Raw genomic sequence first — 19,242 nt, forward strand, 5'->3', positions numbered from 1 at the left:
CACACTAGGAATTTATCGGATGGAAGTACAGCATCTCGGCCGTTATCGCATTGCTTGCCATCCCGACCGCTTCTCGGTCGAGTGCCCTAAGGGAAGCACAAAATTTTCCGGCCTCGCCGCGTCGAAGTCCCCCAAGCTGTACGTGGCTTCCTCCCAAGGGGAGCCCATCTACGTTGGGATCACCCGGCAACCAGTCGGAACTCGGCTCCGATATGGCTGGAAGGCCAATGGCAAGCATGGCTATCACGGCTACGCATGGCGACATGAGTTCGCGGCGGTGGACCTCGACATCTGGTGCCATACGAACGCAATCGATCGCGATTGTCTCAGCGTGGAGACCGTAGAGGCCGAAGTTGTTTATCTCATTCGGAAGGCCGGCGACTGGCCGCGGTTCCAAACCGAAATTCACTTTCGAAGAGCCACCGCGGCACACCGATCAATCGCTGCGCAGATTGCAGCAACGTATGGCATCGGCGCGTGAACACCGAGGCACGATGCGAATCCTAATGCCCACGCCGCAAAGCTGACTGCCTACCATCATGAACGACACATTCGTCACTGCGCTGTACAACATCACGATCAGCGAGAACCTATCTCGCGGCGACAAGATCAACGATACGACGTTCATCACCAATGACCCCGTGACAATTAATGGCCTGCTGGATCGGCAGCATTCTCAATTTCTTGGCGGCTTAGAGGAGCTAGCAATACGCAAAGCATCGGCGGTGATCTACTCGCACGAACCTGCGTCCGGAGGAGTGACTCCAGAGCAACATCTAGTGTCGAAGCTCTATGAGGTTGAGATCTTTCTCGCAATCCTGTGGCTGTTCACTGATCACTCGGTCAACGATGAAACGGGCTTTTATTTCTTCGTCAACAGCGAGGGATTGGGCGGGACGAGTAATCATCTGGCGTCGATGAACACTTGCGCCAACGGAGAAATGTCCGATCTCATTTGCTCACGGACGCAACTCAAGAGAGTGCGGGAGTTCTACCGTGAGCAAGTTACACTCCCAGACTTCCCCTTCGCCAAGCCAAAGTTGTCGTTAACGCAGGAGACATCGCGCATCCAGCGCGCCTTGCACCATACGATGACCGCCAGAGCTGAGTCCGACATTGGGTTCAAGATATCTGGCTACTGCTCCGCGTTGGAAGCGTTGCTGTCTTCGTCTCAAGCCGAACTCTCACACCAACTCGCAGAACGCGTGGCGTTTTTGATTGGAGACTCCAGCGAGCGTCGGCTCTGGTACTACAAGTTAGTTAAGCAGGCGTATGTGGTGCGCTCGAAAATCGTACATGGCGATACGGTTCGGGCTGCAAAGTTGCCCGAGCTTATCCGCATATCTGAATTCTGCGACGAAACTATTCGCTCCCTCGTCATGGCAATACTCTCGAGTGAGGAGCACGAAGCAATGTTCAGTCTCGACAATACGTCTTTCGATGCTCAAATGCTGAGCGTGATTTTTGGTGACGCGAAGCCGCTGCCTAAGGCCCTCCCTTGGTGAGGCGAAGTGGCACGACTTGACCCCAACTTTGACCCCCAAGCTTCATCCCACTCCTCCAATTGCGCCACTTGAAACGTTGGTGATTGTACGATCGGCCGAGATCCATTGGCAGAACGATGTTGGCGACTTTCGTACCCGGTAACGCCTTCGCGGCAGTTCAGCCGCTGGCTACGCTTCTATGCGCTCTATCAGCTGAAGGTGATGCTTTCGGCACCATCCCTCGACGAGACGCGCATCTTGGTAATCGTAATACCTCACGCGAAGCCAGCGCCCTCGCTGGTCCGTGACCGTGACGATCTGGTTTGCGTGAGCCAGTGCGATTTGTGCACCTTCGGGCTTCGCGCGAACTCGCAAGACGTCAACAATGACGGCGTATTGGGAAGCGGGTGGGCCATGGCGGCCCGGCTTCAGTTCCTCGATGGCCGCAGTGAGCTCGACCAGTCTTGCGTCGGTTACTCGGGCGTTTGCCTCGATAAGCGCTGCAATCTGCGAACCGCCCGCTGCGGTCGCATCTGAAAGGCGTTTCTCCATCGCTTCCGAGTCGCGTAATTGATACCAAAACATCAGGATGGTCATGACTGCGCTCGCGAGCGCAAGCCACTGCTCCCAAGTTAGTCCACAGTTGCCTTCGGCTTCGGCTGCACGCACGTTCGCGAGCACGGTGCATAGTTCGACAAGCTGTTCGTCGAATTCATCGGACGAAATCGCAACGATTGGATTCTGATCAAAGGTGTTGGCCGCCAGCCACTCGGCAGCAGAGTTGGCGGCGAAGCGCTTGATGACCTCGTCGATGTGCGAATGGTCAGGCAACAACAGTTTTCGCACAGACTCGAAGGGCGCGCGCATCTCCTCTGCAAGGCGCGCCATCGCGGTTCGCTCGGCCTGCGCCATGAATGCCTCGCCGAGCACATGCGATGGATTTATCGAATCGGTCAATCTCCGCATTTGTCTGAACTGATCAGCGAAGCTATCCCCCAAGCGAGGGAGCGCGGCGAGATGTTCTCGTTGCTCCTTGAATAACCGCTGCATCGCGTCGCCGGGCATCGCAAGATCACGTAGTTGTTGAATGTCCTTCAGTGCGGTCGTAATGCCGTTCTGCTGAACCGACATGTCGCGCGCGTTACGCAGGGGATCGAACTGATTCAGGAGGCGCTTGAGCTCAGTTTCGTCCATGTCGTCCTCTCTATCGGATTAGGTGCCGCTTCGGCCTGAAAGAATTGCTCGGCCATCCACGGCAAACCAGAGCCAAGGCTAAGCCGAGTTTCGGGCGCGATCATTCCGAACCATGCCGTGGAAGCGCATCCATTCGAACGCATAGTTCGTCGATCAATGCCGCAAACGCACTCATGGCAGTCAGGACAAGCCCCAGAGGTTTGCTGTTCATCCGAGGTTTCTTCCCGGGGTCTGTACTCGACAATATTTACGCGAGTTAGAACAAACCCTGCTGCACTTCCACTTGCGATTCGCCGAGAGCGTCTGCAACCGGCGAAGTCCCAAGGGCGCCCTCAGCCTGCAACTCCGCTTCTGAAATCAGCGGGCCACCGCAAACTCTATCGAGCAGCTTCGCCTGTTCCGGCTCCAAATCGACCAACAGGGTCAGCACATTGAGCAAGTCCAACAGGTCGGTGGTGTATTCGGCCAGCCAGTGGTCAGGCTGAATTGTCTGCAAGGGCGACGGCGGGCGCTTGTCGCCCATCGTTGGCTTGCTGCGGTCGCGCTTTCTGTAGCTGAACCACTGAAGGATGACCTGCTTTCGATCAACCTCGTAGGCCCAGACCTTCGGAGCTACATGATCAATGTAGCCATCGCCGAGGTGCAGGCGAAGTTTCTCTGCGTCGTAGCTCAGTTCCTCCGGTAGCGCCGCGTGGTGCGGAATGGCGCCATCCTTCGGAACGGTGGGGCGCGAGCCGGCATGCGCACGCGGCGCGCCTTGAGGCCGCCCCTGTCCCGCATCGGCCATTCGTTCGCCGTAGGTGTGCAGCCAGATCACGCGGCGGCCGGCGCTGGCGACCGCTGCAAAGCTGTCCGCATCCGCAGTTAACGGGATGCGCAGACCGGGTTTGCTCAGGTCCATTTGGAACTTCGCCGTGTACGCCGGGTGCGCGGCGATGCCGGCGATGTAGCTGAACACGTCCTCAGCGGCCACTGGCTTTCCGTACCGCTTTGAAAGAGCGTCCGCCAGTTTTGGCGAAAGGTTCGACTGGCTTGCGTCAGCGTTAGACCAGAGAGGGAGCACGCGGCCGCCGCGACCGCTGTAGTGGTCGAGGTCTGGAACCACCCCAGTGATTGTTAGCGCCGGTCCATTCCTTATCGTCTTCCGGGTAACGGCGGTGAAAAATATTTGCTTGTCCGATTGCAATTCCCACAACTTCGGGTTTGGGCGATTGATGAGTCGCGTATCGGGAATGATCCATTGCCGGTCAAAAGAGCGAAACCCGTAGCGTGTGGGCGTAATGCTCACTCCCTTGTCAGCGGAAACCGCCAACAGGCGCTCCTCATGCCCGTGAAGTGAAGTGGTTGCCTTCTTATTGACGTGCTTATCGCCTTGCAAATGCGGGTGGAAAAAGCGTTCTTGATCTACGCCCGGCGTTGCCGTAACGAGCCGACTCCAGCGTTCAAGCAAGCTCCCCGCGTCTGGCGCAATGACCCACGTTCGACCGGGCATTACACCGGAACCGTCATAGGTGAAAAGGCTTTCGAGCTCAGGAAATTTGGCCCACGCGCCAGTTGATGCCGGAAGGAACGGGGCATACCGATCTGTCGGACAATCCGTCCAGCCGTCGCCGAATAGGTCGATGCCCTTCATCGCGTCGTATTTGAGGCTGCGGTGACCTTCCGGCAGGGCGCGGAACCGAACACGCGCCGGCGTTGCTTTTGCCGTCTTTGACGACCTAGAGGCCAAGACGATGCACACCGGCTGCTGGACGCCTTGGAAGATGCGCGTTGGCACTTCCGGCTGATGACCTTCCGGTGAGCAATCGACTACCCAAAGGTCATCGCACGTATCGCGCAGCCACGCCCGCATCTGCTGGAATCCGGGGCCGTTGAGGAAGCCCGAAACCGTGATGAAGCAAACGATGCCGGTCTTGTCGCCCGGGCCATGATCCCAGATCTTCCAACTAGCCCATCGCCAGAAGAAAACATAGAGGTTGCGAAGGTGTTTCGCATGAGCGCCGGCCTTCAGTTCCTTCGGTGGCTGCCATACGTCCAGCAACGGGTCGATATGGCGTGCCGGGTCACCGGTTTCGACCCAACCTCCCTTACCCATGGCTTTTTCTTTGTACGGCGGGTTGCCGAGGATCACCGTCACCGGTGTATCGCGCTTGATCTTGTTCGCCGCCTTCCGCGACTCAGCGATCGGCGCGAAGATTTGCGCCATCTTGCCGCCATCGTCGTAGGGATTGCCGAGGGTGTCGGTGACGAACAGGTTTGGCGACTTTTCCGGGGCTGCGCCGGTGAGTTCCACTACTTCAGCCAACATACGCAGCTGCGCCACCGCATAGGGGCCGAGTTGTATCTCGAACCCGGCTATGCGTTCGAGCGCGGCATGGATGTAGCCGGCCACGGCTCCCTCGCCCTGATCCGCCTTCACCTGTTCGGCGATATGGCGCAGCACGCCGAGCAGATAGGTGCCGGTGCCGGTAGCCGGATCGACCAGCCAGACCTTTGGCGACGCCAAGCCCTGCGGCAGGTGGTGCGCCGGGCCGCGCAGAACCTCGTCCGTCCAGCGCACCATCGCCGACACCACCTCGGGCGGTGTGTAGTAGGAGCCGGTCAGCTTCCGGAGTTTGTTGTCGTATACCTCTAGGAAGTCTTCGTAGAAGTACAGCCAAGCATCCGACTTGCCCTTGGATAGCTTTGGCCAATCCACCACCTCCAGAACGCGCGAAAGCGTGGCCAGTGAGGTCTTAATCGCGTTCTTGCTTGAATCGTCCACCAGCAACTGAATCGCGCTGCCGATCAGGGAGCCAGATGCCTTCAACGCCGAAATCACGGGGGCGACGCCACCCTGTAGCGAGACGTTTTGCGCCCTTGCCATCAGGAAGCCAAAGGTGACTGCCTGCGCATAGCCGTCGGCGAATCGCTGATCGGTAGCTTCCGGGAACAACATCATGCGCCAGTCAGATGCGAAGTTCTTGAACTCAGGCGAGTCCCGCTCCAGTTGTTCCTCCACCTCGTCGCGAAGCAGTCGGCAGAGGCGCGCCGACATCATGGCAAGCTCCTTCACGCTGCGCGGAGGTGTCGGCTGCCAATGCAGGAAGTCATTGAACACTGACAGCAGGTCCATGTTCCCCTTCAGCGCGATGCCGGCGGATTCAATGTCACCGTAGAGGTGCACGATTGAGCCGACCAGTTCGCCATCGCGCCATAAGCTGAAGCTATTGCCGTCCGTGTAGATCAGGTTCGGCAGCTGTTTTAGCTTCTCCCACTGTTCCTTGTCGTGCTTGTCCTTGAAGCGGCGTGGATCGGCACCTTTGCCGGGGGCCTTGAGTTCGACGAACCCGACTAGTGCGCTATGCACGGTGACGGAGTAGTCGGGGCGAATCTTCAGGTCGGAGAGAGAGGTTTCGCCGACGGCGACCACTTTGGCGGATGCGAAGTTGCCGAGGGCGGCCAGATCAGACAGCAATTGCTCGAACGGGGCGCGGAGCTGGTCTTCAGGAGAGCCAATGGCCCCGGGATTCGAGAGCTTCAGCTTGGCGCTGGCCCCGAACTGAGAGACGACTGCATCAACCGTAGTCATAGTTCAGTGAATTCCCCTAGGTCCTCAGATGGTAGGGGCTTGGCAGCGGGGGTGGAAGGTGGGGGCAATGCCAGCTCACCCGCAGCTGCGGCGAGAGGCAAGTGCGAGTCGCCAGCAGCGCCGCTATCCATGCGACGCCCGCCCGGTCAGATGGCTGCCAGCCAACCCGGGGAGGGAGGCTGGCGAGCGCCGGACGTTGCTGGCATGGCATCACGCTACGCCCCGAGCCGGCTCCCGAACTGTAGGGGAAGTCTTAATTCCGCCTCAGTTGGGTGCTGGTGATGAATCTGCAGACAGGGCGCAAACACTGACTCTCGACTGATCCCGGCTAGCATCAGCCCTCCGCCACCTACCGGCTCAGCGGCACCGGGCAGCGACAGAGCCTCACAATGGCGGATACATCACAGGGGAAGACATGAAGTCGAAGATGGCTATTTTCGCCACCGTAGTGGCTGCGCTGTTGGTTGGGTATACGTTTGGCAACCTGCCGCCTAATTATGCAGAGGCAGCGACGTCGGACGCGTCACTCGACGTGATTGCCGAGGAACCGGCGCCGATCGAGATTGCCCCGGGCATCACGCGGCTTCCGGGCGACTACGAGCCCGTGAACGCGCGGCCCGAGGACTACGCGCCCGCGAGTGACGAGGACGTCGCGCTCGCTGCGGCCTACTCCGCCGCGGCAGAGGTGGCCAGCGAGGCGAAGCTGCGCGTGAGCCTGCAGGAACGTCCCGGCCCGGCCTACTCGACCATCACCTATTTGGTCATCCAATCCATCACGGACAACGTGGCCATCGAAGCGGTAATCGCCAATCGCGGGAATTGCCCGCTACTGACCGCCGCCGGCGCCCTGCCCGAGTATCCGGCCAGCCTGAAGTTCGGCAGCGAGCTGTGGCTGCAGCCGATCGAGTGCGGCGGCATCGTGGAGGTGCAGGTCAGCACCACGGGCGGCACCTACGAGTACTCCCTCGCCGCGTACTGAGCGCCGCGCCGGCGTCACGCGCCGGCTGCGTATCCGCTGGTGGAAATGTGCGCGATGCGATGCCGCGATCGAACACGTCATGCCCAGCGACCGGCTGCTCATCTGCACCACGACAGACATCGGCTCCAGCGTGCCGTTGAGCGGCACCTGCACCACCGGCGCGACCGTGATGCGCGGCACGCCCACGGGAGCGGCGGCGAGGGCGAGGTGTACGCGGGCGCGGGGTCCGCGCATGAAAAGGCCGCGGCGGATCGCGGCCTTCGGAGGATGTGCCCGGCGCTGCGCACGAGCGTGGACATTGCGCAGGCTAAGGGGCGTGGATGGCAATTCTCGCCACGCCGCCGGGCAGGGGCGATTCTACGCGCTTCCATAGGCTCCACAGGCCCGAACGGCTCCACGCTGCGAGTACTTCCGCAGCCTCCCCACGCAGCTCGTTCGCGAGCTGCGTGGCCCGCAGCTTCTGCATCGGCGTCATCTTGTCCGCAGCGGCCGCGATGTTGGGTGCGGGCTTGGCGGCAGCCTCCTTGCGCAGCACGTCGCGCATGGCCCGCGTCACGGGCATATCGGTAGCCTCCGGCTTGCGAGCAGGTCGGCGAAGCGCCTCACGTAGCTGCCTTGCCGACCTCCCGGGCGTGGGCCGACCGGTATCGGGGTTCTGCATGGTCAAGCCTCGCCGTCGGGCAATAGGCCGCGCTCTGCCAGCACCGCCTGCTGTCGCGCGCGCGACCGCGCCATGATCTCGACAAACCGATTTGCGGTTTCGGCGACCACCTCCGGCGGTGTCTCATCAATGAGCACCACCCGATCACGCCACAGCTTGGGGTGACGGTTGCCCAGCCAGTAACGCTGCGCTCGAACGTCCGCAGGGAGTTCCCTCACCACCCGCTTCATGATGATGTTGCCCTCGGAGTCCGGCTCTTCCCTGATTTCTGTCACCGTGCCGCCGCCAAGCGCCGTCCGGTACAGGCTCGCGGCGACAGCAGCATCAGCCCGTTCCTTCCCCGCGTTGATGGACTCCGAAAACCCGGGATGCTCGCGCTTCCACAGGTGAAACGTGGACTCGGCTACGCCAAGGTGGCCAGCCATTTCGGCATCCGTAGCGCCAAGCAGGGCGGCCTTGTGCGCCAAGTCGGCATAGATCGGCAGGTACTTGGTTGGCCTGCCACCTGTGGCTTTCTGCGGCCCCTTGGCGCGCATCGGCGGTGCCTTGGCAGCCTTGTCATTGGTCGCCGCCTTGGCCGTCGTGGAAGTCTTGGATTTGCCGGTGGTCTTCTTCATCCCCATGGCTCAGCCCCCCGCCTTGGCGGCCAGACGGTACGCGAAGTCCAAAGTGCCAGAAGTCGCCAGCGCGCGCTTGATCGCGGCTTCGTCGGCATCGATGCGACCCCCGAGGTCCATGCCGACTGGGTCGGCGTTGTCGTAGGCGAGCCGGATCATTTTCAGCAGCTCCAGATTGCTGAAATCGTCCTCGCTGCCCGGCAGCAGTTCGGCGCGCACCATTTCGACGCCTTCGAGCATCGCCACCAGCACCGGCAAATGGTCACCCGCCTGCGCCAGCGCGTCGTCTGTCTCGATTCTCATCATTTTTAGTTCCCTTTGTTGCGATTAATGCGCGCGCCGTGGCCTCAGTCGCCGCCAATGCGCTTCCAGTCGTCGCGGTCCAGCGCCGTCAGCGTGCAGAGCGTCATCGGTACAAGCAGCTCAACGAACCTGCCGGTGCTAGCGACGGGCGAACCAATCGGCTGACCAATCGACTCGATCACCAGCGGCGCGTAGGTCTTGCCCTTGTAGGTCATGCCGATCTTCGACGGCGCCGATCTGGCCCTGCTGGCGACAACGGTCCCCGTCGAGGCCCACACGGCCGACATAGATGCAGCCAGCGTGATGTCAATCACTCCTAGCCCCAAAGTTCGCCGTACCGCTCGAAGTCCGAGAAGGTGCGGGCGTCCAGAGTTTCCGAGCCCACGGCCTCGCAGTCGTGACCGCTTTTCCTCTCGGAAGGCCGCAGTAGCTGCGCTGCATCGTCGGCAGGATCGCTGTTCATCATGGCAACAGCGCCCCGCTGCCCACGACAACGAACGGGCCTCGCGGCGGCGGCGAGTGGGGCAGCGTCGTTCGGGGCCGGGTCAGAGGCCGCGAAGCGCCGAGGGCTTCTGAGGCGTCGAAGTGCCTCTGCTGATAGGTCATTTCTCCAAGCTCTCCAGAATGGTGAGGGCCATGCCGCGCCAGAAGTCAACGGCCAGCTCGGTCATCGATTTCGGTTCATCCACGCCGCGTGGCTGGAGGTCGCGTTCTGCCTCGTCAGCTTGCCTGTGGCACCAGCGGGCGCGTTCAAGCCATTTCCGGTTCGCGTCGGCGGCAATCATGCGATGCTCCCTTCCGCCGCCATGTCGGGCGCCTCATCCACGAACGATGTGGACGCGCCGTGCCACAGGCAGTGCACAACGCCGACGTTCCCATGGCGGTTCTTGACGACGTTGATCTCCGCGGGCGCCATGGCGACACCCGGGGCAGTGGTGTCGCGCCAGAGCATCATGATCTGGTCGGCTTCCTTCTCGATCTCCGACGAGTCGGACAGGTGATTCATCTGAGGCCGCAGACCCTCCGCATCGCGGCTGACCTGCGCCAGAACGACCACCGGAATCTCAAGATCGCGTGCCAGATTCTTCAGCGCGCGAGCGATGGCACCGACTTTCTCGTGTTTCGGAGCCTTCACCATGCTTGCGATCTCAAGCCGCTGCAGGTAATCGACGTACAGCGCCCTGATCCCGTACTGGTGTTTCCAGCGGCGGGCGACGCGGGTGACCTCCGTGATGTCCGGCCCGGAGCGGTCCAGAATGTGGATCGGGCGGTCCGTGAATTTGGCGACCGTCGCCTGCAGCCGCGCCCACTGCTCCTCCTCGATCTGCGCGGCGCGCAGCTTGCCGACGGCGACACCCGAGCCCCCGGCCATCCAGCGCAGCCCGACCTGAGCCGCGCCCTGCTCGCCGGAAACGAGGCCCGCAGGGCCATGCTTGCCCGCCTCGGCCACCATGCCCAGCAGCATGCCCGTCTTGCCCAAGGCGGGGCGCGCGCCGATCACCACGAGGTCGCTGTTGTGCAGCCCGCCCAGATGGTCATCGAGTCCGCGCAGCCCGGTCGGCACACCGATCAGGCGGCCGCCGGCCTCATGCGCCGCCAGCACGTCCCGGTAGGCAAGCTGCAGCGCCTGCTTGGCCGTGTGTTCGCAGCTGGCGTCTTCGGCGTGCAGCCCCATCAGGGCAGCGATGGCGAGATCCGTTGCGCCTTCCTTGCGCCTGCCGAGGTCGGCAGTCAGCTGCCGTGCAATGCGTGCCGATTCCCGGTTCCGCCAGCCTTCGATCATCCGCTCCGCCGGGTAACCCGGCTCAGTCGCGGGGTACAGCTCCGGAGCGCTTGCGATCTGGATTGACAGGGACTGCGTGGCCTGCGACAGACCAGCCCCGCTTGCGGCGTCCATGACCGAGACGGCATCGAACGGCTTACCGTCCAGCGAGAGCGACTGGATGATCTGCCAGAGGTCGGCGTGCTGTTCGGTCGAGAAATGCTTCGGGAGAAGCGGCATGTCCTGCAGGCTCGAAGCGCGCTGCATGGCCGTGTGGAGCACCTGCCGCTCAACGTGGATGAGGGAATCGTCAGCGCTCATGCGGTGAGCCTCGGCAGCGGATTCGGGAGCGTGGCCGCGGCGTGGCCGCGGGGCGACTTGTCGCGGCTGTACTCCGTCGCATTGCGCACCCAGTTCCTCCACGTCGCGTCCCAGTCGGCCTTCATGCCGGCGGGGCCCGCCTTGCTCAGCCAGTAATCGCGGAATTTCTCGGCCTCATCGTCGGCATCCACGCCCTTGGACTTGGCGTACTGGCGGTCGGCTTCGGACAGCGTCCAGTCGGCGGAGATGCGCGTGCCCGAGGACTTGCCCTTTGCCCCTGCCGACGTCTTTTTGCCGTTGAGCATCTGGGCATCGGGCTGGGGCGCGCCAGCGCCAATGACTTCCTGCTCCTGTTCCTGCTTCTGTTCCTGCTCCTGCTTCTGGTTGGCGAACGGTTCCGAAGGAGTTTCGCAACGGTTGTTGAAGGGTTCCGAATCCCTTTCGGGCCGGTTGTTTGCCGCCTCGACACCACCGAGCTGGAGGTTGCGCAGTACCAGACTGAAGTCGGTGCGCCAGCTGCAGGTGTCCGGGACCATCGATGCGACCTTGGCCACAGCCTTGCGCTGGTTGGGGTTGTCCGGGGCGTTCCAGACGAGGTGCTTGTTGATGAACACCCACTTCGAGACTCGACAACGGGTCGCGAAACCGTTCTCGAACAGCTCGCGGAACCCTTCGGAAACCCTTTCGATCGACCACTGCATGTCCTCGCAGGCATATGCGTCCGGGAGGCGGAACGCACCCGCGATGTTGTTGTGCTTGCAGGTCATCAGGTAGAGCGCGAAGTAGCGACCGTCCTCCGTCAACGCACGTGCCGACACGCTCTCCCAGAACGAGGTGTGCACTTTCCCGTAATCGCGCATCGGGTTAGCCCTCCTGCTTCGCCGGCTGCAGGACCATGAACTGGTCCACGCGGCGGAGGAGCTGCACGACGGACAGGTGGGGGATGCCGTTGAGCCCGCTCGTGACCTGCAGGTCCCTCGTGGCGATGTGGTGGACCAGCTCGCTCAGCAGGTGGCCCATCACCGTGACGGCCGCCGCCAGCGCCTGCACCTTGGATTCAACGGCGGGAAGCGCGCCCCAGTCGCGAATGAACTGGTCGGCGGTGTGGTCGAATGCAATCTTCGTTGCGGTGATGACCATTACGGCTCCGCCTTGGAGGCAGCAGCCGTCGCCCAGCCGGTCGGGTCGGCCAGCCACTCGCGCAGTTCGCCGGCGTCCCACACCGACATGCGGGGAGTGATGCGCGTGCGTTTCGGGAACTTTCCGGCCTGCTCGTAGCGCCAGATGGTGGAGCGCGACATGATGCCGGTGACGCGCTTGATGGTCGGAAACCGGACCTTGCCCTCAACGGGCAAGTCGGGGTGAATCGTGGTGTTCTGCATGTGTCGCCTCGTTGCTGGATAGTTCCAGCGAACTCTGGCGATGCAGACCACCCTGTAAGAAGCACCTTGAACCCTAATTAGGGTCGATCAAACCGCTAGGTGGCAAGCGCCTCCTTCTTGGGGCAAATAATCCCGTTCCTCAGCATGTACTCCCACGCATTACCGAACGCGCGCATGAAGGCGCTGGCGTCATTAGCTGCATGCTCCCCCATGCTGTCAGGAGGCATCGCACGGAAAATTTCGGCACGCTGGCCGCTGCGACCATTCTTGGTGGGGCCAACGATGGCGTGCCGGTCGAAACCCAGCTTCTCGATTACGTTAAGAATGATCGCGGCCCGATCCCCGTTGACGGATTTGTCCTTTCGCTTAACAGGTGTGCCGACCTGCCCCCGGGCAGCCTTCATTGCCGTCTTGCATGCTCCGGCGGCGATATAGGGTACGTGCAGGATGAGGCTGTCTAGCAAGGCCCAGTCTGCGTCCAGACCTAGCGCCGCCTTCCTGATTTCCACCTTGGCCTTGGCGTGGAGCGTGATGGAAAGCTCTCGGGGTTCGCTGGCGATATTCGTTGCGTGCCGAAGCACCGAGGCAAGACTCGTGCCGGCAGGCGACGAAGCCGGGTAAACCGTGATGAAGGCAGGAATGGCGCCACTGTGAATCTTGGCGAAGATGGCGGTGCTGACTGCAGTGTCCGTGCCTGCCCCTTGCGCGATCAGGTAGTCGGTCAGGCGGATGATGTTCGGCGTCGAGGGATCTGTCATTGCGTTCTATTAGTGGGCTGATCAGGCAGCGGAGCGGAGGGGTACGACGTTGGATGCGGGGGGAGGGCTGGGTTCGCCGTTCTCGCAAGCCACAATCAATCCGGCCCACTTTTCCAGCGCCACGCGACGCTCGGGGATTTCCTCACGAACGTCGTAGATCCGCTCCATGCCTTCCAGAACATGGTTGAGGGCGACTTCGGAGATTTCCCGGGAGAATCCAAGGTTCCGCAGATGGCCTTTGGCAGTGGATCGAGTGTCGTGAGGGGTGAACCTGCGGATTTCGATTTCCTTTCGGTCGAAGGCGCGACAGATGGCCGCCCACAGCGTAGTTGCAGCGACGTGGGTATCCCCGCCCACGTTGCGCCTGCGGCGCTCCTGTCGAGCGGGCAGCAGGTAGTCGCTGCCGCCGGAAAGGTCGATCAGCTCGCGGAACCATGCCGCCACGGTTGGGGTCAGCGGCACGCTGAATCCCTTGCGGGTCTTCGTGTTTGAGTCGGGCACCCACCACGAGCCGCCGGAAAGGTCGATGTCAGCTTTCTTCGCCTGCACCAACTCACTGGTACGAACGCAGGTGGCCAGCAGAATGCGGAACGCCAGCGCGTTTTCCATGCCGATAACCTTGATGTCGGGTAGGAGCTTCCGCAGCTCGGCTTCAGACAGCATCACCCGCTTGCGGACCGGCGGCCGGGGGCCCTTGAGGGCATTCAGCTTAATGCCGGCGCATGGATTAGCCGGAACGATCCGTAGGGCGACCGCGTGGTCGAACAGCTGAGTCAGAGTGGTCTTGACCCGTCGGGTAATCGTCCAAGTGCGCTTCGCGTCGATCAGGACCGACACGATATCGGTTGTGGTCACGCGCTGAACGTCGCGGGACCCGAGGCGAGGCAGCACTACGCCTTGAAGGTCGTATTCCCGGTACTTGACCGTGCCCGGAGCGAGGTTTCCGCCCTGCAGGCATTTCTCCCGGTAGTCGGCCACCAGCTCCCGCATAGTCCACGCGGCCATGGCGCGCGTCTTCGCCTCCTGCTTTTCGGCAGCGGGGTCGCGTCCTCCATCGACGGCGACGCGGTGCGCACGCGCCTTTTCGCGCGCTGCAGCGAGCCCGAGGTCGGGATAGTTCCCGAGGGTCAGTTCCTTCCTTCTCCCGCCGGTGCGGTAGCGCAGCACCCAAGCGGCGGTGCCGCCCTTGCTGAAGGTGAAGGTCAGGCCGTCGCCATCGGACTTCGCTACAGGCTCGCCCTTGGCGATCCAGCGCTTGAGATGAATGTCGGTGAGTCGGTTCGTTGTTTTTGCCATGCCCGTGCCCCCTGTGGCGGGTAGCCAGTTGGCTGACTACCAACGTAGCTACCCGGCTGGGCTGCAACGATACGCAACGTTAGGGTGCGTTGTGAAGCAACGTTCCCCAGTAAAACAATTACCTAGAGGTAATAGGTGACCAACGAGAAACGACGTGGGACGCTAGTGAAGATTGCAGCTGGCGATCTTCAATGCGGGGCTCCGGCGCGCGATGGCGGCGACTATAGCCCGGGCTAGAATGCGCGCATGAGCCTACGACCCTACCGCGGCCAGTTTCCGCGCCTCGGCGCGCGCGTCTACGTCGACCCGGCTGCCACGGTCATCGGTGACGTCGAACTCGGCGACGACTGCTCGCTGTGGCCGGGCACCGTGGTGCGCGGCGACGTCAACGTGGTGCGCATCGGTGCGCGCTGCAACCTGCAGGACGGCACCATCGTGCACGTCAGCCATGCCGGCCCGCATTCGCGCATGGACGGCTACGCCACCGTGATCGGCGACGACGTCACCATCGGCCACGGCGCGATCATCCACGCCTGCCGCATCGGCAATGCGGCGCTGGTGGGCATGGGCGCGATCGTGATGGACGGCGCGGTGGTCGAGGACAACGGCTACGTCGGCGCCGGTGCGCTGCTGTCCCCTGGAAAGGTGGTGCGCAGCCGCGAGCTGTGGCTGGGCAACCCGGCGCGGCTGGTGCGCACGATCGACGATGCCGCCGTCGAAGGCCTGCTGTACAGCGCCGCGCACTACGTGCGCCTGAAGGACGAGTACCTGGCGGCCGGCTGAGTGGGCGCACCGCCCGCCCGGTCCGCGGTGATCAGTCCGCGGTGATCAGGTGGTTGTGTTCGGCGCGCAGCTCGCCGTAGATGGCGTCGGTCTCGGGTTCCACGCCGTGCCAGCGCGCGAAGCCGAGCGCCGCCTGCTCCACCAGCATGCCCAGGCCGTCGACGACCGCGTGCGCGCCGCTGGCGCGTGCCCACGCCAGGAACGGGACCGCCGCCTCGCCGTAGTTGAGGTCCACCGCCGCCATCCGCCGCCCGACCAGCGAGCGCGGCAGCCCCATCAACCCGGTGTTGCGCGCCGCCGATGTGGCGTTGACCACCAGCTCGAACTCGCCCAGCGATCCGATATCGGACAGGTGTCGCGGGTGCACGCGCCCGGGCTGGCCGAGGCCGTCGGCCAGCGCGTCGGCGTGCGCCGAGGTGCGGTTGACGATGAAGAGGTCGCCGATGCCCGCGTCCAGCAGCGCCGGCGCCACGCCGCGCGCCGCGCCGCCGGCGCCGATCAGCAGCGTGCGCCGGGCGCGCAGGTCCAGCGCATGGCGGCCGGTGAGGTCGCGCACCAGGCCGGTGCCGTCGGTGTTGTCGCCGTGCCAGGTTTCGCCGTTGCGCACCAGCGTGTTGACCGCACCGGCGCGGCGCGCGCGTTCGGTGACGTCGGTGCACAGGTCCAGCGCCAGTTGCTTGAGCGGCAGGGTGACGTTGGCGCCGGCGCCGCCGCGTGCGGCAAACAAATGCAATGCGTGCGGGAACCCGCCCGTGTCCGCGTCAATCGCGACGTAGTCCACCGGAATCCCGGTCTCTCGCCCGAAGGCGGCATGGATGCGAGGAGAGAGCGAGTGCGCGACCGGATGCCCGAATACCGCGTAATGCTTCATGCCATGCCTCCCTGTTGCCTTGGCGTTGCCGGCCGCGGGTGCGTGGCCGGGCGTTTGCTCCGAGTCTACGCCGCCCGCGGTGCTGCCTGCAGCCGGTCCCGGTCGTTGCGCCGTCAGCCCTCGCGCAGCCAGCGCGCGGCGTCCAGCGCGAAATAGGTCAGCACGCCGTCGGCACCGGCGCGCTTGAAGCCGAGCAGCGATTCCAGCACGCAGGCGCGCTCGTCCAGCCAGCCATTCGCGGCGGCGGCCTTGAGCATCGCGTACTCGCCGCTCACCTGGTAGGCAAACGTGGGCACGCCGAAGCTGTCCTTCACCCGTCGCACCACGTCGAGGTAGGGCATGCCCGGCTTGACCATGACCATGTCGGCGCCTTCGTCGAGGTCGGCGGCGACTTCGCGCAGCGCCTCGTCGCTGTTCCCCGGATCCATCTGGTAGGTGCGCTTGTCGGCCTTGCCGAGTGCCGAGGCGCTGCCGACCGCGTCGCGGAACGGGCCGTAGAAGCTCGACGCGTACTTTGCCGCGTAGGCGAGGATGCGGGTATGGACGTGGCCGTCCTCTTCCAGCGCGAAGCGGATCGCGCCGATGCGGCCGTCCATCATGTCGCTGGGTGCCACCACGTCGGCACCGGCGCGCGCGTGCGACAGCGCCTGGCGCACCAGCGCCTCGACGGTGGTGTCGTTCATGACGTAGCCGCGGCCGTCGACCAGGCCGTCCTGGCCGTGGCTGGTGTAGGGGTCCAGGGCGACGTCGGTGATCACGCCCAGCTCCGGGAAGCGCGCCTTGAGCGCGCGCACCGCGCGCTGGCAGAGGCCGTCGTCGTCCCACGCCGCGGCGGCGTCGAGCGACTTGGCTTCCGGCGCGGTAACCGGGAACAGCGCCAGCGCCGGCACGCCGAGTTCGCAGGCGGTGTCGGCTTCGCGCAGCAGGTCGTCGATCGACATGCGTTCGATGCCCGGCATCGAGGCGATCGCGGCGCGACCCGCCGGCTCGTGCACGAACACCGGGTAGATCAGGTCGTCGGCGGTCAGGGTGTGCTCGCGCATCAGCCGGCGCGAGAACGCATCGCGGCGCATGCGCCGGAAACGGGTGTCGGGATAGGCCATGGCGGGATTCTACGCCGCGGCGGGGCGGCGCATCGCGGGCATGAAAAAGGGCCGGCGCCCCGAAGGAGCGCCGGCCCTGAACTACCTCAATGCAGAACGCGTATTACAGCGAGCACTTGCGCAGCGAGGCTTCCGCGCTCGCCGGGATGGCACCCACCGAGCGCAGCTTGGCGACGAACGGGGCAAGGCAGGCTGCGACGCCGGCCTTGGCCTTGACCGTGCTGCGGCACATGGCCTCGGCGGCCTGCAGGTTGGCACCACCGACCATGCCGACGACCTCGGCATCGAACACCGGCACGCCGGTGTCGCAACGCCCGCCGTGGGTCGTGGCGTTGCCGTCGTTCAGCGTCCAGCCCATGTCCGCGTACAGCGCCGGGGTCAGGTCAAGGCGCAGGTTGCCGTCCAGGTCCTGGTTGATCGACGGCTCCATCAGCGCGTTCGGCACGTGGCTGATGTCGAAGTGCGAGAACGTGGAACCCTGGGCCAGCACGGTCGGCGAGTAGAGGCGCGCGCGGCCGGCGATGTCGGAACCGGCGAACCGCCCGGGGACCTGTGCCAGCGTCACGTTGACGCCCGGGATGCCCGCCTTGATGGTGACGCCGTCGGCCTGCGAGACGCTGATGGTCGGCACCGTGGCATTGACCGTGGCGTCCTCGGCCATGGCGATCGTACCGGGGGCGTTGTTGGCCACGATGACCGCGATCGCGCCGGCATCCTGGGCAAACTTCGCCTTGATCTCGAACGCGCAGGTGCCGCGGTCGACGATCGCCACCTTGCCTGCGTAGGCACCGGCGGGCGAGGCCACGCAGCCCTGCGAGGGCGCTGCGCTGCCGTCGTTGACCAGCACCACCGCCCCGTTGAAGTTCGCCGAGGTGGCTTCCGGACCGAAGGCCGCGGTGCCGAAGGCGAAGCTGCCGGTGGCGGTGCCGCTGGCGACCAGCATGGTCAGCGGCGCGAGCGCGTCCGGCACCTGCGCGGTGACTTCGGCGCCGGTCCAGGCAAGTGCATCGGACTTCGCGGCGGCAACGCGCTCGGCGTTGGTCATCGCATTCCACGCCTTGCTGGTGGCGTTGTCGTACACGAAGCTCGAATAGATGTCGGTGAAGCCGCTCTGCGGCGCGCCGGTGGCCAGGTTGTGGAAGCCCTGGAAGTTCAGGCCGTGGCCGATCTCGTGCATCACCACGTCGAGGAAGTTGATCTTCCCTGCCGGCGTGTTGCCGTCGAGGCCGTAGTACCAGCCGGAATTCTCCAGGCAGCCCGGGGTGCCGAGGTTGGAGTTGAAGTTGCTGTTGATCTCGTCTTCGGTCGGCGACAGGTTGTCGCCGGCGATGGCGTTGGCGAGCGCTTCGCCATACCAGGTGGCCGGCACCGCGCCGTCGAAGTCGCGCTGGATGAAGCGCGCGCCGGCGGAGCCGAGCACGCCGCTGGTGGCGTCGCAGGTGAGCGGGGTGAACTGGGCGCGCACGCGGATGTCCACGTCGCTTTCCAGCACCGCGCCCCACAGGTCGGCCGCGAACTGGTACACGATGCGGCGCTGTTCACCGACCGTCTTGCCCGGGTTGTTGCCGACCGGCGTCGCCGCGGCGGGGTCGTTGAGGCCGACGCCGGGAGCGTTCATGTTGACCGGAATGATGTTCGCGGCCTGGGCCGTGCCGATGGCGGCCACCGAGGCAACGGCCAGGGCGCACGCAAGCAGGGTCTTATTCATGGGCGGCGCCCTCCGCGGCGGGGGCGTGGTCGCCGTGGGTGATCACGATGCTGCCATCGGCCTGCTGGGTGGCGGTGACATTCGACATCATGTCGTCGGACACCTGCATGCTGACGCGGCCATCGGGATGGCGACGCATGGTGCGCTCGGCTTCGGCGCGGGTCTTCGGGCCCGGCTTGGCGATCGACATGGAGTTGTCGGTCCGCATGCGGCTCGCGGCCGCGCGCAGTGACGCCAGCTCGGACGCGGTCGGTGCGCGCAGGCGACCGGTGGCGGGATCGATGGCAACGGTGACGCCGGCAAGGCTGCCGGTGGCGTCGGAGTCGGCGACGGCCGGCTCGGACGCATGCGCGGCAAAACCGGCACTCAGGCCGGCCAGCAGCAACAGGGTGGTGCATTTCATCAGGGCGATCCTCGGAATGGAGGCACGCGGGATGCAGTGGTCGATG

The 19,242-nt window shown here is 64.1% G+C and carries 21 protein-coding genes; 4 read left to right on the plus strand and 17 right to left on the minus strand.

Going from position 1 to position 19,242, the window contains the following annotated elements; genetic code table 11:
- Positions 1 to 19: 19 nt before the first annotated feature.
- Positions 20 to 481 carry a hypothetical protein gene (locus JHB91_RS10760; RefSeq protein ID WP_199472861.1) on the plus strand — a complete coding sequence of 154 codons (462 nt, stop codon included), beginning with the start codon at positions 20 to 22 and terminating at the stop codon, positions 479 to 481.
- Positions 482 to 539: 58 nt separating this feature from the next.
- A complete protein-coding gene (locus tag JHB91_RS10765) occupies positions 540 to 1,505 on the plus strand; it encodes a HEPN domain-containing protein (RefSeq protein ID WP_199472862.1) in 966 nt (321 codons plus the stop codon).
- Between the two features lie 168 nt (positions 1,506 to 1,673).
- Here the strand turns inward: JHB91_RS10765 and JHB91_RS10770 are convergent, their stop codons facing one another.
- Together JHB91_RS10770 and JHB91_RS10775 are read right to left on the minus strand one after the other, a co-directional pair.
- Positions 1,674 to 2,678 (minus strand): SH3 domain-containing protein, encoded by a 1,005-nt coding sequence (locus JHB91_RS10770; RefSeq protein WP_199472863.1) that lies wholly within the window; start codon positions 2,676 to 2,678, stop codon positions 1,674 to 1,676.
- 256 nt (positions 2,679 to 2,934) lie between these two features.
- Entirely contained in the window at positions 2,935 to 6,249 is a 3,315-nt protein-coding gene (locus JHB91_RS10775) for a type ISP restriction/modification enzyme (protein ID WP_199472864.1), read from the minus strand.
- 415 nt (positions 6,250 to 6,664) lie between these two features.
- On the opposite strand from JHB91_RS10775, the gene JHB91_RS10780 reads away from it, so the two are divergent.
- Positions 6,665 to 7,228 (plus strand): hypothetical protein, encoded by a 564-nt coding sequence (locus JHB91_RS10780; RefSeq protein WP_199472865.1) that lies wholly within the window; start codon positions 6,665 to 6,667, stop codon positions 7,226 to 7,228.
- A 307-nt stretch (positions 7,229 to 7,535) separates the two neighbouring features.
- Here JHB91_RS10780 and JHB91_RS10785 read toward each other — a convergent pair whose 3' ends face one another.
- The 11 genes from JHB91_RS10785 to JHB91_RS10835 all read right to left on the minus strand — a co-directional run bounded on the left by JHB91_RS10785 (position 7,536) and on the right by JHB91_RS10835 (position 14,328).
- The gene (locus tag JHB91_RS10785; RefSeq protein ID WP_199472866.1) at positions 7,536 to 7,772 is read right to left on the minus strand and encodes a hypothetical protein; all 237 of its coding nucleotides are present in this window, start codon (positions 7,770 to 7,772) and stop codon (positions 7,536 to 7,538) included.
- Between the two features lie 119 nt (positions 7,773 to 7,891).
- Positions 7,892 to 8,506, minus strand: coding sequence for a hypothetical protein (locus JHB91_RS10790; RefSeq protein WP_199472867.1), 615 nt, complete (start codon positions 8,504 to 8,506; stop codon positions 7,892 to 7,894).
- A gap of 9 nt (positions 8,507 to 8,515) precedes the next feature.
- Positions 8,516 to 8,809 (minus strand): hypothetical protein, encoded by a 294-nt coding sequence (locus tag JHB91_RS10795; RefSeq protein WP_199472868.1) that lies wholly within the window; start codon positions 8,807 to 8,809, stop codon positions 8,516 to 8,518.
- A 44-nt stretch (positions 8,810 to 8,853) separates the two neighbouring features.
- Positions 8,854 to 9,024, minus strand: a complete 171-nt coding sequence (locus JHB91_RS10800; RefSeq protein ID WP_199472869.1) for a hypothetical protein — start codon at positions 9,022 to 9,024, stop codon at positions 8,854 to 8,856.
- Between the two features lie 387 nt (positions 9,025 to 9,411).
- The gene (locus JHB91_RS10805; protein WP_199472870.1) at positions 9,412 to 9,594 is read right to left on the minus strand and encodes a hypothetical protein; all 183 of its coding nucleotides are present in this window, start codon (positions 9,592 to 9,594) and stop codon (positions 9,412 to 9,414) included.
- A complete protein-coding gene (locus JHB91_RS10810; protein ID WP_199472871.1) occupies positions 9,591 to 10,892 on the minus strand; it encodes a DnaB-like helicase C-terminal domain-containing protein in 1,302 nt (433 codons plus the stop codon). The genes JHB91_RS10805 and JHB91_RS10810 overlap by 4 nt, the downstream gene beginning before the upstream one ends.
- Positions 10,889 to 11,752: a hypothetical protein gene (locus tag JHB91_RS10815; RefSeq protein ID WP_199472872.1), complete on the minus strand. Its 864-nt coding sequence runs from the start codon at positions 11,750 to 11,752 to the stop codon at positions 10,889 to 10,891. Before JHB91_RS10815 ends, JHB91_RS10810 begins: the two co-directional genes overlap by 4 nt.
- 4 nt (positions 11,753 to 11,756) lie before the next feature.
- A complete protein-coding gene (locus JHB91_RS10820; RefSeq protein WP_199472873.1) occupies positions 11,757 to 12,032 on the minus strand; it encodes a hypothetical protein in 276 nt (91 codons plus the stop codon).
- Positions 12,032 to 12,274, minus strand: coding sequence for an AlpA family phage regulatory protein (locus JHB91_RS10825; RefSeq protein WP_199472874.1), 243 nt, complete (start codon positions 12,272 to 12,274; stop codon positions 12,032 to 12,034). The genes JHB91_RS10820 and JHB91_RS10825 overlap by 1 nt, the downstream gene beginning before the upstream one ends.
- A gap of 95 nt (positions 12,275 to 12,369) precedes the next feature.
- The gene (locus JHB91_RS10830) at positions 12,370 to 13,032 is read right to left on the minus strand and encodes a hypothetical protein (RefSeq protein WP_199472875.1); all 663 of its coding nucleotides are present in this window, start codon (positions 13,030 to 13,032) and stop codon (positions 12,370 to 12,372) included.
- A 21-nt stretch (positions 13,033 to 13,053) separates the two neighbouring features.
- Positions 13,054 to 14,328: a site-specific integrase gene (locus JHB91_RS10835; RefSeq protein ID WP_199472876.1), complete on the minus strand. Its 1,275-nt coding sequence runs from the start codon at positions 14,326 to 14,328 to the stop codon at positions 13,054 to 13,056.
- Positions 14,329 to 14,574: 246 nt separating this feature from the next.
- Between JHB91_RS10835 and JHB91_RS10840 the strand changes: the two genes are divergently transcribed.
- Positions 14,575 to 15,111 (plus strand): gamma carbonic anhydrase family protein, encoded by a 537-nt coding sequence (locus JHB91_RS10840; RefSeq protein WP_199472877.1) that lies wholly within the window; start codon positions 14,575 to 14,577, stop codon positions 15,109 to 15,111.
- Positions 15,112 to 15,142: 31 nt separating this feature from the next.
- Here JHB91_RS10840 and aroE read toward each other — a convergent pair whose 3' ends face one another.
- From aroE to JHB91_RS10860, 4 genes are all read right to left on the minus strand, one after another.
- Positions 15,143 to 15,982 carry a shikimate dehydrogenase gene (gene aroE, locus JHB91_RS10845; RefSeq protein ID WP_199373936.1) on the minus strand — a complete coding sequence of 280 codons (840 nt, stop codon included), beginning with the start codon at positions 15,980 to 15,982 and terminating at the stop codon, positions 15,143 to 15,145.
- A gap of 113 nt (positions 15,983 to 16,095) precedes the next feature.
- Positions 16,096 to 17,085: a porphobilinogen synthase gene (hemB, locus tag JHB91_RS10850; protein ID WP_199472878.1), complete on the minus strand. Its 990-nt coding sequence runs from the start codon at positions 17,083 to 17,085 to the stop codon at positions 16,096 to 16,098.
- 103 nt (positions 17,086 to 17,188) lie between these two features.
- Complete coding sequence (locus tag JHB91_RS10855) at positions 17,189 to 18,793, minus strand: PA domain-containing protein (RefSeq protein ID WP_233348209.1); 1,605 nt, start codon at positions 18,791 to 18,793, stop codon at positions 17,189 to 17,191.
- Positions 18,786 to 19,196, minus strand: coding sequence for a hypothetical protein (locus tag JHB91_RS10860; protein WP_199472879.1), 411 nt, complete (start codon positions 19,194 to 19,196; stop codon positions 18,786 to 18,788). The genes JHB91_RS10855 and JHB91_RS10860 overlap by 8 nt, the downstream gene beginning before the upstream one ends.
- Between the last annotated feature and the right edge of the window lie 46 nt (positions 19,197 to 19,242).

It is taken from the genome of Luteimonas sp. MC1828 (assembly GCF_016461615.1).
Taxonomy (GTDB): domain Bacteria; phylum Pseudomonadota; class Gammaproteobacteria; order Xanthomonadales; family Xanthomonadaceae; genus Luteimonas.

What these genes read in the sequence shown, in the direction of transcription:
- JHB91_RS10810 (WP_199472871.1), bottom strand. Translation starts at nt 10,892, where the DNA reads ATGAGCGCTGACGATTCCCTCATCCACGTTGAGCGGCAGGTGCTCCAC.
- JHB91_RS10765 (WP_199472862.1), top strand. Translation starts at nt 540, where the DNA reads ATGAACGACACATTCGTCACTGCGCTGTACAACATCACGATCAGCGAG.
- JHB91_RS10815 (WP_199472872.1), bottom strand. Translation starts at nt 11,752, where the DNA reads ATGCGCGATTACGGGAAAGTGCACACCTCGTTCTGGGAGAGCGTGTCG.
- JHB91_RS10790 (WP_199472867.1), bottom strand. Translation starts at nt 8,506, where the DNA reads ATGAAGAAGACCACCGGCAAATCCAAGACTTCCACGACGGCCAAGGCG.
- JHB91_RS10760 (WP_199472861.1), top strand. Translation starts at nt 20, where the DNA reads ATGGAAGTACAGCATCTCGGCCGTTATCGCATTGCTTGCCATCCCGAC.
- JHB91_RS10800 (WP_199472869.1), bottom strand. Translation starts at nt 9,024, where the DNA reads ATGACCTACAAGGGCAAGACCTACGCGCCGCTGGTGATCGAGTCGATT.
- JHB91_RS10820 (WP_199472873.1), bottom strand. Translation starts at nt 12,032, where the DNA reads ATGGTCATCACCGCAACGAAGATTGCATTCGACCACACCGCCGACCAG.
- JHB91_RS10780 (WP_199472865.1), top strand. Translation starts at nt 6,665, where the DNA reads ATGAAGTCGAAGATGGCTATTTTCGCCACCGTAGTGGCTGCGCTGTTG.
- JHB91_RS10805 (WP_199472870.1), bottom strand. Translation starts at nt 9,594, where the DNA reads ATGATTGCCGCCGACGCGAACCGGAAATGGCTTGAACGCGCCCGCTGG.
- JHB91_RS10860 (WP_199472879.1), bottom strand. Translation starts at nt 19,196, where the DNA reads ATGAAATGCACCACCCTGTTGCTGCTGGCCGGCCTGAGTGCCGGTTTT.
- JHB91_RS10795 (WP_199472868.1), bottom strand. Translation starts at nt 8,809, where the DNA reads ATGAGAATCGAGACAGACGACGCGCTGGCGCAGGCGGGTGACCATTTG.
- hemB (WP_199472878.1), bottom strand. Translation starts at nt 17,085, where the DNA reads ATGGCCTATCCCGACACCCGTTTCCGGCGCATGCGCCGCGATGCGTTC.
- JHB91_RS10770 (WP_199472863.1), bottom strand. Translation starts at nt 2,678, where the DNA reads ATGGACGAAACTGAGCTCAAGCGCCTCCTGAATCAGTTCGATCCCCTG.
- JHB91_RS10775 (WP_199472864.1), bottom strand. Translation starts at nt 6,249, where the DNA reads ATGACTACGGTTGATGCAGTCGTCTCTCAGTTCGGGGCCAGCGCCAAG.
- JHB91_RS10830 (WP_199472875.1), bottom strand. Translation starts at nt 13,032, where the DNA reads ATGACAGATCCCTCGACGCCGAACATCATCCGCCTGACCGACTACCTG.
- JHB91_RS10835 (WP_199472876.1), bottom strand. Translation starts at nt 14,328, where the DNA reads ATGGCAAAAACAACGAACCGACTCACCGACATTCATCTCAAGCGCTGG.
- JHB91_RS10825 (WP_199472874.1), bottom strand. Translation starts at nt 12,274, where the DNA reads ATGCAGAACACCACGATTCACCCCGACTTGCCCGTTGAGGGCAAGGTC.
- JHB91_RS10785 (WP_199472866.1), bottom strand. Translation starts at nt 7,772, where the DNA reads ATGCGCGACGTGCTGCGCAAGGAGGCTGCCGCCAAGCCCGCACCCAAC.
- JHB91_RS10855 (WP_233348209.1), bottom strand. Translation starts at nt 18,793, where the DNA reads ATGAATAAGACCCTGCTTGCGTGCGCCCTGGCCGTTGCCTCGGTGGCC.
- aroE (WP_199373936.1), bottom strand. Translation starts at nt 15,982, where the DNA reads ATGAAGCATTACGCGGTATTCGGGCATCCGGTCGCGCACTCGCTCTCT.
- JHB91_RS10840 (WP_199472877.1), top strand. Translation starts at nt 14,575, where the DNA reads ATGAGCCTACGACCCTACCGCGGCCAGTTTCCGCGCCTCGGCGCGCGC.